This is a genomic window from Serratia inhibens, from assembly GCF_003591175.1.
In the GTDB taxonomy this organism is placed as follows: domain Bacteria; phylum Pseudomonadota; class Gammaproteobacteria; order Enterobacterales; family Enterobacteriaceae; genus Serratia; species Serratia inhibens.
On record NZ_QYYG01000001.1, the window covers coordinates 317343 to 330051 of the forward strand.

Here is a 12709-nt window from a genome sequence, read left to right on the forward strand (position 1 = left end):
GGAGATAAACATGCGTACACAGGTTGCCATTATCGGCGCAGGCCCGGCTGGATTGATGTTGTCGCACCTGCTGCATCTGCAGGGCATTGAGTCCGTGGTGCTGGAGACGCGCAGCCGGCAGGCGGTGGAATCCACTATTCGTGCCGGGGTGCTAGAACAGGGTACGGTAGATCTGCTCAATCAAACCGGGCTTGGCGAGCGCATGCGCAGGGAAGGTGCGCAGCACCAGGGTATCCGGCTGGCATTTGGCGGCCAACAGCACCGAATAGATCTCACCGAGCTCACTGACCGGGCGATCACCGTTTATGCCCAGCACGAGGTGTTGAAGGATATGATCGCCGCACGGCAAGCGGCGCAGGCCCAGCTCTATTTTGAGGTTGAGCAGGTGTCATTGCAGGCGCTGGACAGCGAACGGCCGCAGGTTCGCTACCGCCACGCTGGCGAACAGCGGCAGTTAAGCTGCGATTTCGTTATAGGTTGCGACGGTTTTCACGGTATCAGCCGCGCGGCGATGCCCGGTGGGCTGAGACAGGATTACACCCGGATCTATCCCTTCGGCTGGTTCGGCATTCTGGTGGAGGCGCCACCGTCCAGCGATGAATTGATTTACGCCCGACACGCACGCGGCTTTGCGCTGATCAGTACCCGTTCGGCGGGCGTGCAGCGGATGTATTTCCAGTGCGATCCGGCGGAAAACGTCGCCCAATGGTCGGACGATCGCATCTGGAATGAACTGGAAACACGGCTGGAAAATCACGATGGCTGGTCGCTGAAAAAAGGCCGTATTTTTCAGAAAAACGTGGTGGGCATGCGCAGCTTTGTCACCGAGCCCATGCGCTGCAAGCGCCTGCTGCTGGCGGGGGATGCGGCGCATATCGTGCCGCCGACCGGTGCGAAGGGGTTGAATCTGGCGATGGCGGACGTCTGCCTGCTGTCACAAGCGCTGGAGGAGTTTTATCTGCGCAAAAGCTGGCGGCGGCTGGACAGCTACAGCGACGATGCGCTTAAGCGGGTATGGCGCGCCGAGCATTTTTCCTGGTGGATGACCAATATGCTGCACACCCACCCTGACGGCAGCCCATTCCAGCAGCGGCTGCAGCTGTCGGAACTGCAATATACGGTGAAGTCGCGCAGCGCCATGACGGTGCTGGCGGAAAATTACGTCGGCTCGCCTTTTCAGATGAGCTGACCCCACCGGGATCACAAAAAACGCAACCGGTAGCAGAAAGATGCCCAATGTTTCGATTATCGCCCAAAGCAGCGTTTATCGCTCTTGCAGCCGGCCTTGGGCCGCGCCATCATCGGAAAAAGCCCCTTTAAGGTCGGAGAATTTATGGAATTATTGACGCCGCTGTTGCGGTCTTCAGCGGTTAGCGAATGTTTCAGCGATGCCGCCACTCTGCAGGGCATGCTGGATTTCGAAGCGGCGCTGGCCACGGCACAAGCCGGGCTGGGGATCATTCCGCCAGAGGCTGCGCAGCATATCGCCGCCTGTTGCCACAGTCATTTATTAGACAGCGCCGCGCTGGCGCAGGCTGCGGCGCAGGCCGGCAATCTGGCTATTCCGCTGGTGAAGCAACTCACGGCGTTGGTAGCGCAACGGGATACCGACGCCGCACGCTTCGTTCATTGGGGCGCAACCAGCCAGGACGCTATCGACAGCGGCCTGATGCTGCAACTGCGGCATGCCATCGCCATCACGCAACAGGATCTGAACCGGTTGATGGCGGCGCTGGTGCAACAAATTACGCGGCATCAGGATTGCGTGCTGGTCGGGCGAACCTGGATGCAGCACGCGCTGCCGACCACGCTGGGGCTAAAGTTGGCCGGTTCGCTGGATGCTTTGCTGCGCTATCGTCAACGGCTGGATGAAATGCGCTCTCGGGTGCTGGCGCTGCAACTGGGCGGCGCGGCGGGGACGCTGGCGTCACTGCGCGGGGAAGGCGATCTGCTGGTGACGGCTCTGGCCGCGCGGTTGCAACTGAGCGCAGCGGATACGCCCTGGCACAGCCAGCGCGATCGTCTGCTGGAGATTGCCGGCTGGTACGCCGGTTTAACCGGTACGCTGGGCAAACTGGCTCGGGACATCTCTTTACTGATGCAAACCGAAGTGGCGGAGATCGCCGAACCGGCGGCAGAAGGGCGTGGCGGTTCTTCCACCATGCCACATAAACGCAATCCGGTGGCCTGCGCGGCGATCCTCGCGGCGGCCAACCGGGTTCCGGCGCTGGTCGGTGGGTTGTATGCCGCTATGGTGCAGGAACACGAACGCGGGCTGGGCGGCTGGCACGCCGAATGGGAAAGCCTGCCAGAGTTGGTGATGCTGGCGACGGGCGCATTGCACACGGCGGGCGATTTGATCGCCGGTTTGCAGGTATTCCCGCAGCAGATGCAACATAACCTGAAGTTAACCGGCGGGTTGATCATGGCCGAGTCCGTCACTATGGCGCTGGGCGAGGTTATCGGCCGCCAGCAGGCGCATCAGCTTATTGAAAAACAGTGCCATCTGGCGCTGGCGCAGCAGCGCACGTTGCTCGACGTCTTGCTGGAAGACAGCAGGGTCATGGCTCATTTAACCCCAGAGCGGCTGGCCGCATTGCTGGATCCGCAACGTTATCTCGGCAGCGCGCAGACATTTACTCAACGGGTGCTGGATCAGGCATCCCGGTTAACCGCAGGAGCAAAACGGCATGAATGATGAACAACGTTATCAGCAGGGCATTGAGGTACGACGGGCCGTACTGGGGGATGCCCACGTTGACCGCAGCCTTGACCGGCTCAGCCCGCTGAACGAAGAGTTTCAGCACTTTATCAGCCGCTATGCCTGGGGGGAGATCTGGACCCGGCCGGGGCTGGCGCGCCACACCCGCAGCCTGATTACCATTGCCATGTTGATCGCCCTTAACCGCGAAGCCGAGCTGCGCATGCACCTGAAAGCGGCAGCAAATAATGGCGTGACCCGCGAGGAGATCAAAGAGGTATTGATGCAAAGCGCGCTGTATTGCGGCCTGCCGGCGGCAAACTCGGCATTCCACCTGGCGGAGGAGGTTTTCGCCGAGCAGGATCGCGAGGCGAACTAAGCGGAACCTGTGGCGTTGGCGATGCGGCGCACGGTGGCGATAAACGCCAGCGACGCTTCACTCAGCTCGCCGTCATTACGACTCAAAATACCCACCGCTTCCTCCATCCCCTGGGTGGGCAGCGGCAGGGGAATAAGCTGCCCGGCGGCGATATCGGCTTTAACTGCGCTGGAAGGCACAAACCACACATAGTCAAATTGCAACGTCATCTGGCGCGCCAAAGAGGCGGACAGCGTTTCGATATACTGACCGGGCAGGCTGAATCCCTGGGTAGATAACAGGTTCTCGGTATTGTGGCGCGGCACCGTGCCTTTGGGCGACAAAATGGCCGGATAGCTCAGCGCCTGCTCGAGGGTGACGGTCTCGCTCAGCAGCGGGTGCCCCGGACGCGTCACCATCAGCAATGATTCCAGCAGCAGCAGTTCGAAGGCAATCCCGCTCATCATTTCCGGTTCGGCCATGCGGCCAATCGCCACGTCGATGTCACCCGCTTTGAGCTGCGTCAGCAATTCGGTATTTTTGGCGGTGATCACCTGAATACGTGAATAAGGGCGCGCCTGCTGATACTGGCCGATGGACTGAGGCAGCATGCCCAGCGCGGTGGTCGGCAATGCGCCGATACGCAGCACCCGCGCCGGCGCGTCGTCAAGCCTGTCCAGCGCGTGCCCGGCGGCGGTCAGCGCCTCCAGCACCCGCGTGGCATACCCCAAAAACTGTTCACCTTGTTCGGTCAACCGGGTTCCCTGACGGCTGCGCACCAGCAGGCGGTTACCGGTCAGGGCTTCCAGTTCACTCAGCGTTTTCGACAGTGCCGGCTGGCTCAGGCTCAGTTTGTCGGCTGCGCGACTCAGCGAGCGCTCCTGCGCCACCGCGACAAACCCGTTGATGTGGCGCAAGCGCATGCGTTGTATAAATAAATTGGCTTTTTTCATGCCCCAGTGTAGGGAATTTTCCCCAGAGGCAACAAGTGACGGCGGCCGCATATTTGCACTGGCGTGCAGATTTTTTGCGGCCGCTGCGGTGGCGGGAATTACAGGTCGAAGAATACCGTTTCGCGCTCGCCCTGAACAACAATGTCAAAACGATACACCAGCTCGTCGCCACGACGCTCGGGATGGGCGATCAGCGTTTTTCGGCGTACCTCCAGTTCGATCAGATTCAGCACCGGATCTTGCTGGTTGGCGGCATCTTCGTCGGCAAAATACATCCTGGTATGCAGCCCAAGATTGATGCCGCGCGCGACGATCCACAGATTAACGTGCGGTGCCATCAGGCGGCCGTCACGCCCGCAAACTGCGCCCGGCTTGATGGTTTCAAAGCGATAGTGGCCGGTTTCAAAATCTGAGCAGCTGCGGCCCCAACCGCGAAAAGCGCCGTCCAGCGGCTTGTCTTGCTGTTGATCTCCAGGGTGGTTGTAGCGGCCATGCGCATTGGCCTGCCAGATTTCCAGCAGCACATCGCGGATCGGCGTGCCGCTGCCGTCGAACACCCGGCCTTCGATAGTGATGCGCTCGCCCTGGGTTTCCGGCTGGGTCAGAACCTGATTGAAGTTGTTTTCAAAGATGTCGAAGCCGGCGGCAAGAGGGGCCAGACCGATGTGGACATAAGGCCCGGCGGTTTGCGACGGCGTTTCCGGCAGATACTGTTGCGGCATTATGCTTTCCCCTGCAGACGGTTTTCAAACAGCGTAGCGCGGTGGCCGCGCAGCACCAGATCGAAGCGATAGGCCAGGCTGTCCAGTTGAATCGAGGCGGTTTTGTCCAGCCCGGCGATCAGCGTGCGTACCGCATCGTCATTTTTGATGGCACGGACGATTGGGCAACTGGCAATCAGCGGATCGCCCTCAAAGTACATTTGGGTGATCAGCCGCTGGGCGAAGGCGTCGCCGGACAGCGAGAAATGAATATGGGCGGGGCGCCAGTCGTTGACCCGGTTGCGCCACGGATAGGGGCCGGGCTTGATGGTGCGGAAGAAGTAATAGCCGTTATCGTCGGTCAGCATGCGGCCACAACCGCCGAAATTAGGATCTATCGGTGCCAGATACTGATCCTTTTTATGGCGGTAACGTCCGCCGGCGTTGGCCTGCCACACTTCTACCAGCGCATTGCGCAGCGGCAGGCCGTTCTCGTCACGCACATAGCCGTGCACAATGATCCGCTCGCCGATCGGCAGACCCTGTTTGGCATAGTTAAGGATCAGATCGTTATCCAGTGCTCCCAGCTCATGCTGGCCGAATACCGGACCGGTGATTTCTGATAGCGAATTTTGCAGCGAGATCAATGCGTTCTTCGGTGAGCGCAGCACGCTGGTTTTATATTCCGGCACCAGCGCCGGCGGGTGCCGATCGTAGTTGCGATGGTAAAGTTCGTTTATCTGGCTCATGCGGAAATCCTCATGGCATAGGCAGGATACAAAGGGCTGATCTGTTTGTTGTTATGTCAGCGCGAAGGGGGAGAAACCCGGTCCCCACACTGAGTCTACGCAAGCCGAAGTGTTACGATAAAGTGAAATCTAGCGGCTTTTTACATAACTTCAGGTTATGTAACGAGAGCAAATGAACAGGATGCTCCGAGGAGATATTAAGAAGCAAAGGAACTCGGACGTCGGTCACGGTTGTCTACTTCACTGGTTGACATGTCGTTTGCGGTCACTGATATTTCAACTTCGATAATGATAACCATTATCAACTTATTTGATGATACCAGACGACAATGTCCGCTCAGGTAAATAAGAGTGGTTCGGTTAGTAGTATGGGAATTTTCGAGGCTGACAATGAATGGATGCATCAAGAAATCGATGGGTTATGCGTTTACATTATTTACGTGTATCTGCACGATTAAATATATAAACACGCTGAATGGTTTCGACGGGTTTGTAACTTTTGTTTTAATGCTTTTCGTATCAATGTTGATTGGCGCTTTGATTGTTTTTATTGAGCGAGTGAGGATGTCAAAGGTCCAATAAAAATGAGCCGCATCGCTGTGGCTCATTCTCGTTTTCATAAGCAAAATCAGTGAGTTTTAAAGCTGTTCGCCGTTGCTGGCGATCACGTTGCGGTACCAGTCAAAGCTCTTTTTGCGCGAACGCTCGAGGGTGCCGGTGCCGTCGTCATGCTTGTCTACATAAATAAAGCCATAACGCTTGCCGTACTCGCCGGTAGTGAAGGACACGCAGTCGATACAGCCCCACGGGGTGTAACCGATCAGATCTACGCCGTCTTCGATCACCGCTTTCTTCATCTGTTCGATATGCGCGCTCAGGTAGTCGATGCGATAGTCGTCGTTGATTTTGCCGTCGGCCTCTACTTTGTCAAAAGCACCAAAGCCGTTCTCGACGATAAACAGCGGTTTCTGGTAGCGTTCATACAACACGTTCAGCGAATAACGCAGCCCAACCGGGTCAATCTGCCAGCCCCAGTCGGAGGCTTTAACGTGCGGGTTCGGCACGTTGCCCGGGAAGCCGAACATGGCGTCGCTGCTGCTTGGCGCATCCGCCTGCAGGGCGTTGCTCATGTAATAGCTGAAACCGATGTAGTCCGCGCAACCTTCGCGCAGGGTTTGCTCGTCCTGCGGCTGCATTTCAATCTGGAAGCCTTTACGCTGCCAGTCGCGCAGCAGGTAAGACGGGTAGTAACCGCGCACCTGCACGTCGGTGAACAGGTAACGCTGGTGCATCGCCTCGACGCTGTACATGACGTCGTCCGGCTTGCAGGAGAACGGATAGAAGGGCACGCAGGCCAACATGCAACCGATCTTGAATTCCGGGTTAATCTGGTGACCGAGTTTCACTACCTGCGCACTGGCGACGAACTGATGGTGCAATACCTGATACAGCGTTTGCTCCGGGTTCTGTTCTTCGCTGTACACCACGCCCGAACAGCAGTAGCCAAACAGCGGATACTGGTAGTTGCTCTGGTTGTTGATCTCGTTGAAGGTCATCCAGTATTTCACTTTGTGCTGATAGCGGCGCAACACCACTTCGCTGAAACGCACGAAGAAATCTACCACCTGACGGTTTTTCCAGCCGCCGTATTCCTTCACCAGGTGATAAGGCATTTCAAAGTGGGACAGGGTGATCACCGGTTGAATGTTGTATTTCAGCAGTTCATCGAACAGGTCGTCGTAGAATTGCAGGCCGGCTTCATTCGGCTCCAGCTCATCCCCTTTAGGGAAGATGCGCGTCCAGGCTATTGAGGTGCGGAAGCATTTGAAGCCCATTTCGGCAAACAGCGCCACGTCCTGCTTATAGCGGCCGTAGAAATCCACGGCTTCATGGTTTGGGTAGCTATAACCTTCCAACACGCCATCGGTCATCACGCGATCCACGCCGTGCGAGCCGCCCGAGAGCACGTCGGCGATGCTTGGGCCTTTACCGCCCTGATCCCAACCGCCTTCAACCTGGTGCGCCGCGACGGCGCCACCCCACAGAAAATCTTTCGGTAACTGTTGCTGTTTCATTGTTGGATTCTCATTCGTTTATTAATGAAAGGCTATTTTGTTAGCGTCTGAGAATAGAGTAACAAGCTGGAATTAAAAGTCACGATATAACAAATTGTCGCTTCGGTAACTTGTCACATTAAAAAAACAGGCTGTTTTATTTTGCGGCGTTAATATTCCCCAGCCGCTTGCCGATGGTTTCAATAATGTAAATGACCGGGATCTGGGTGGTGATATTATGTTGGCCGGCAATAAGCTGTTGGGGAACGTGGTAGGAGAGGTTGAAGTCCGCAATTTTTGCCAGCGACGAGGTTTCGTTGTTGGTGATGCTGACAATCTTGCAGTGATGCAGGCTGAACTGGCTGGCGAGACGCAGGATCTCTTCGGTTTCGCCGGAGACCGAAAGCATAATCGCCACCGCGCTTTTATACATATCGCTGTTGATCGGGTAATAAGGGTCGTCAATATGGGTGCTGAATTTTCCGACGTTGGAAAAGAAACGCGCACCGTATCTGCCCAACGCGCCCGAGGTGCTTACGCCGACGAAAATAATGCGTTCCGCCGCGGCGATATGCTGCACCGCCTGATCGATTTGTTGATTAAACTCGTCGTTGTTGATGCTTTTAAAAAAGCTGATGATTTCACTGGTGCCAAAATCCATCGGCATCACTTCCGCCTGTTCCAGATACAGCTTGAAACGGATACGGAATTCGGAATACCCCTCGCACCCCATTTTCTTGCAAAAGCGCAACACGGTGGTGGTAGACACCCCAGCGGCTTCGGCCAGTTCGCGGATCGTCATGTACATCACCGGGTTCTTGTTTTTGATGACGTAGTTATAAACCATCATTTCCAGCGCGTTGAGTTCGGCGATTGCTTTATGGGTAAACATAGACTTATCCGGCTAGTGGCAACAGAGCTTAATCAGCGGGCTAACATAGCAAATTTTGCCGTAGCCCGCTCGTGGTTTCCGTTGCTTTTCAGGCGCGTTTAGCCTTTTCCAGCAGGGCGTCATGTGCCGGTTCGGACCCGGTCAGATCGCACTCCTTCGGCAGGCGCCAGGCGATAATACCGGCGATAATCAGCGAGACGGCCAGCCCGCAGACGGCGACGTTCTGGCCGTACAGATAAATCATCACGCCCACCAGATAAGGCCCGCAGAAACCGCCCAGGTTGCCCAGGCCGTTGATCACGCCGCGTGCGCCGCCGGCCACCTCCGCCGAGGCGATGCGGCCAGGCATCGACCAGAACGGGCTGGTAGCGGCCTTGAGGAAGAATCCGCAGACCACCAGGGCGATATAGGCCGCCACCACATTATGGCGCAGTACTACCGAAGCCAACAGCGCGGCGGCGAAGCAGAACAGTGAAACCATCACCCACAGGCGGCGCTTGCCGGTTTTGTCGGTGAGTACCGAAATCAGGTAAATCCCCAGCAGCGTGGCGACGAAGGGTAAAATGGCCAGAAATCCGACCGAGGCCATATTGCCGCCGGTGAGATTTTTCAGGATGGTGGGCAGCCACAGGGTGTAGCCGTAATCGCCGGTTTGATAAAAGAAGTTCAGCAGCACCAGCTTCATCAGCCCTTTATTGCGAAACACATCTCTTAGCGGGGCATTACTGACCGGCTGCGCTTTACTGCGCATCTGGCGTTCACGCGCCAATTCGGTTATCAGATATTCACGCTCGCGGGCCGGCAACCAACGCGCCTCCTGCGGTCGATCGCTGATCAACAGCCACCAGATGGCCAGCACCAGCAGCGACAGCAACCCTTCGAGAATAAACAGCCAGCGCCAGTCGAGCTGATTGATGATGGCACCGGAGATCGGTGCGGTAAGCATGCCGCCAAGAGGGGCGAACATCATGACGAAAGCGTTGGCGCGCCCCAGTTCTTTCTCCGGGAACCAGTTACTGATCATGGTCAGCACCACCGGCAACATGCCCCCTTCGGAAATGCCCAGAACAAAGCGCAGCACCAGCAATTGATAGTGATTGGTGACAAATCCGGTGGCCACCGAAACTACCGCCCACGCGCACAAAGACCAGGCGATAAAACGTTTGCCGCTGCCGTTAACCGCGATGCGCCCACCGGGTACCTGCAAAAACAGGTAACCGATAAAGAAAATGCCGCTGGCCAGGCCGGCCATCTGGCTGGTGATGCCCAAATCACTTTCCATGCCTCCGGGCAGCGCAAAACTGATATTAACCCGGTCCATAAAAGAAATAATGCAGGCGATCAGGATCGGGGCAATAACCCGCAACCAGCGGGTGTTGGGGATTTTATTATCCATAGCGATCTCTCTTTGCGGGCACAAGGTATACCCGTCGCCTTTCAAGCCGCAGCGTTGTTGGCTGCAGCTTGAAATTCATAGGGTATAAATAAGGTTCTGTCGTTCAAAATGAGTAAAGCCTGTTAATTATTCGATAGCGTTGGGCAGAGGCTGGTGCCCGAAATAGGCACTGACGTTGGCGAACACGATGTCGCTCATCTTTTGCCGGGTTTCGTGCGTGCCACTGGCGACGTGGGGTTGCAGCACCACGTTGTTCATGCCAATCAGCGCGGCGGGCACCCTTGGCTCGTCGGCGTAGACGTCCAGTCCGGCACCTGCGATGGCGCCGCTTTGCAGGGCATCGATCAGATCCTGTTCATTAACGATGCTGCCGCGGGCAATGTTAATCACCAGCGCGTGCGGCGGCAGAGCGTTGAAGATCGTCTTGTCCACCAGGCCGATGCTGTCTTTACCGCCGGAAATGGCGATAACAAAGAAGTCGCTATCCCGCGCCAGCGAGAGGGGATCAGGGAAGTAGGCATAGGGTAATGCGCCATCCTGTTGGTGGCTGGCGTATTGAATATGCATGTTGAAACCGGCAGCGCGCTGGGCAATGGCGCGGCCGATGTTGCCCATGCCAAAAATACCGAGGCGTTTGCCGCTGACCTGTACCGACAGGCCCGGCGCTTCCTGCAGCCAGCGGCCTTCACGCACAAAACGGTCGTAGTGGCACAGCTGGCGCGCGGTTGCCAGCAGCAACCCCAGCGCCATATCCGCCACGTCTTCCGTCAGTGCGCCGGAGGTGATGGTGACCGCGATGCCGTGCTGCCGGGTATAACTCAGGTCAATGGCGTCGGTACCCACGCCGAAAACGGCAATCAGCCCCAGATTCGGCAGTTGTTCCAGTACCGACGTAGCAACGCCAATATCGCCGCGGGTGACCAGGGCGGTGAAGGTTCCGCCATTAGCTGCCAGGAAAGCGGCCGGGTCAGCCTGTTCGTAGAGAGGGTGCACCACAAAGTTGGCCTCAAGGCGGGCAAGCAGGCTGTCCATTACCGGGGCGATTAACAACACGTTATTTGGGGTATCGGTCATCATTTTTACCTGTTCAGAAAACACCATTGTTTCGTTGCTGTTATCAAAGCGGTTTTCAGACGGCGGTTTTGCGACAGATATCACGCTGAAGAGTGTTAACAAACTGTGTTACCCGTAATGTGATCGGCGGGAGAAAACGGGTAACAGCACGCTGTAACATGGCCACGCAAAAATCGAAATTCATAAGCCAATAATTGGTTTTCATTAGCCTGATTTTAGCTAAGCCGGGCTAGATGCTTTTACTATAAGCCCTAATGAAAAGTTATTTATTGCTGGTCGGAAAGGGTAATAAATTGAAGTTAATGAAAGAAAACGACCCTACTGAAAAATAGAGAATATGCCGGAGGTAAATATGTCCTACGCATCTGCACAAAGGTTTAACGCCCATTCCAACGTGAATGCGGATAACCCAGGCAGGGATAACTACGTCGCCCAAAATACCGCCGTTTTTGAACGCGATCTGACGCCGGAAGCCAGTTGGCAATTAGTCAACAGCGGGGCGGCGGTGTTGGTGGACATCCGTACCCCGGAAGAGCGAAAAACCTTTGGCTACGTTGAGCAATCCGTGCAGGTTCCCTGGTTAACCGGCTCGAACAAAATCCGCAACCCACGCTTTTTCCTTGAGTTAAGCAAAGCTGTCGACAAACAACAGCAGGTCATCTTGCTGTGCCAAACCGGCAAACGCTCCGCCGATGCGGTGCTGGCCGCCCTGAAAGCCGGTTATGCGCAGGCTTACGGGATGCAAGGCGGGATTGAGGGTGCGCGACATTTGCCCTGGCTAAAGACAGCCTGACGGTGCTCGAACCGAGTGGGTCATTGGGTGTTATCACATAAACAGAGGGAATTATGACTCGCTTTTCTCAGCCGCAAGAAAATACCAACTGGCAACTTGCCGATATCGTTAATGAGCTGCGCTCAGCGCGGCTGTCCTGGCGCGAGCGCAGTGGCCAGGCGTCGCTTTCCGGGCAAAAGGAACTGCCGTCGAAAAGTGCGGTCGGCGAAATAACCGAATCGCTACGGGCGATTTTATTCCCGATGCGATTGGGGCCGGACGATCTGCGCCATGAAAGCGAAGATTACTTCGTTGGCCATACGCTGGATGCGGTGCTGAATGCGCTGTTGATTCAGGTGCGCCTTGCTCTGGGGTTTAGCCGTTCTGAGGGCGACGACGCCGAGCCTGGGGACTCGCTCAATGCGCAGGCAGTGACGCTGGTGCGGCAGTTCGCCACCGTGTTGCCGGCCATCCGTCGCCGGTTGGACAGCGACATTCTGGCCGCTTATCACGGCGATCCTTCGGCGCGCAGCGTGGACGAGGTACTACTGTGTTTCCCCGGCGTCAACGCCATTATCCACCACCGGCTGGCGCACTATTTCTATCTCGCGGGCGTTCCTTTGCTGGCGCGCATCATCGCCGAAAAGGCTCACGGTGAAACCGGGATCGATATTCATCCCGGTGCGCAAATCGATGACGGGTTTTTTATCGATCACGGCACTGGCGTAGTGATTGGCGAAACTGCCATTATCGGCAAGCGGGTACGTCTCTATCAGGCGGTCACGCTGGGCGCCAAACGCTTTGTCACCGAGGAGTCCGGCATTCTGCAAAAAGGGCAGCCACGCCATCCGATTATTGAAGACGATGTGGTGATCTACGCCGGTGCCACTTTGTTGGGCAGAATTACCATTGGCAAAGGGTCGTCCATTGGCGGCAACGTCTGGCTGACGCGCAGCGTTAAACCGGGCAGTAATATTCGTCAGGCAAATATCCAGAGCGACAGTCATGAATTTGGCTCAGGTATTTAATTTGGCGCATTTCAATCATGTTAATTAGTCC

General features: G+C 56.4%; 12 protein-coding genes. 5 read left to right on the plus strand and 7 right to left on the minus strand.

What is annotated here, in order from left to right; translation table 11 throughout:
• The first annotated feature begins 10 nt into the window (after window positions 1–10).
• The 3 genes from D4100_RS01515 to pcaC all read left to right on the plus strand — a co-directional run bounded on the left by D4100_RS01515 (window position 11) and on the right by pcaC (window position 3080).
• Window positions 11–1189: a 4-hydroxybenzoate 3-monooxygenase gene (locus D4100_RS01515; RefSeq protein WP_119802714.1), complete on the plus strand. Its 1179-nt coding sequence runs from the start codon at window positions 11–13 to the stop codon at window positions 1187–1189.
• Window positions 1190–1333: 144 nt separating this feature from the next.
• Entirely contained in the window at window positions 1334–2698 is a 1365-nt protein-coding gene (locus D4100_RS01520; RefSeq protein ID WP_119802716.1) for a 3-carboxy-cis,cis-muconate cycloisomerase, read from the plus strand.
• Entirely contained in the window at window positions 2691–3080 is a 390-nt protein-coding gene (gene pcaC / locus D4100_RS01525; RefSeq protein WP_006321967.1) for a 4-carboxymuconolactone decarboxylase, read from the plus strand. Before D4100_RS01520 ends, pcaC begins: the two co-directional genes overlap by 8 nt.
• On the opposite strand, the gene D4100_RS01530 is transcribed toward pcaC, so the two are convergent.
• The 7 genes from D4100_RS01530 to D4100_RS01565 all read right to left on the minus strand — a co-directional run bounded on the left by D4100_RS01530 (window position 3077) and on the right by D4100_RS01565 (window position 10881).
• A complete protein-coding gene (locus D4100_RS01530) occupies window positions 3077–4012 on the minus strand; it encodes a LysR substrate-binding domain-containing protein (RefSeq protein WP_119802718.1) in 936 nt (311 codons plus the stop codon). The genes pcaC and D4100_RS01530 overlap by 4 nt on opposite strands.
• Window positions 4013–4110: 98 nt before the next feature.
• Complete coding sequence (pcaG, locus tag D4100_RS01535; RefSeq protein ID WP_006321965.1) at window positions 4111–4734, minus strand: protocatechuate 3,4-dioxygenase subunit alpha; 624 nt, start codon at window positions 4732–4734, stop codon at window positions 4111–4113.
• Entirely contained in the window at window positions 4734–5462 is a 729-nt protein-coding gene (gene pcaH, locus D4100_RS01540; RefSeq protein ID WP_006321964.1) for a protocatechuate 3,4-dioxygenase subunit beta, read from the minus strand. Before pcaH ends, pcaG begins: the two co-directional genes overlap by 1 nt.
• A gap of 638 nt (window positions 5463–6100) precedes the next feature.
• Complete coding sequence (locus D4100_RS01550; RefSeq protein WP_006321962.1) at window positions 6101–7537, minus strand: 6-phospho-beta-glucosidase; 1437 nt, start codon at window positions 7535–7537, stop codon at window positions 6101–6103.
• A 136-nt stretch (window positions 7538–7673) separates the two neighbouring features.
• Complete coding sequence (locus tag D4100_RS01555; protein WP_006321961.1) at window positions 7674–8408, minus strand: MurR/RpiR family transcriptional regulator; 735 nt, start codon at window positions 8406–8408, stop codon at window positions 7674–7676.
• A gap of 88 nt (window positions 8409–8496) precedes the next feature.
• On the minus strand, window positions 8497–9804 hold the full coding sequence (locus D4100_RS01560; RefSeq protein WP_119802720.1) for an MFS transporter: 1308 nt from the start codon (window positions 9802–9804) through the stop codon (window positions 8497–8499).
• A gap of 126 nt (window positions 9805–9930) precedes the next feature.
• Window positions 9931–10881: a 2-hydroxyacid dehydrogenase gene (locus tag D4100_RS01565; RefSeq protein ID WP_119804089.1), complete on the minus strand. Its 951-nt coding sequence runs from the start codon at window positions 10879–10881 to the stop codon at window positions 9931–9933.
• 349 nt (window positions 10882–11230) lie between these two features.
• On the opposite strand from D4100_RS01565, the gene D4100_RS01570 reads away from it, so the two are divergent.
• Both D4100_RS01570 and epsC read left to right on the plus strand, forming a co-directional pair.
• A complete protein-coding gene (locus tag D4100_RS01570) occupies window positions 11231–11671 on the plus strand; it encodes a rhodanese-like domain-containing protein (RefSeq protein ID WP_006321958.1) in 441 nt (146 codons plus the stop codon).
• 53 nt (window positions 11672–11724) lie between these two features.
• Window positions 11725–12678 (plus strand): serine O-acetyltransferase EpsC, encoded by a 954-nt coding sequence (epsC, locus tag D4100_RS01575; RefSeq protein ID WP_119802722.1) that lies wholly within the window; start codon window positions 11725–11727, stop codon window positions 12676–12678.
• Window positions 12679–12709 lie beyond the last annotated feature (31 nt).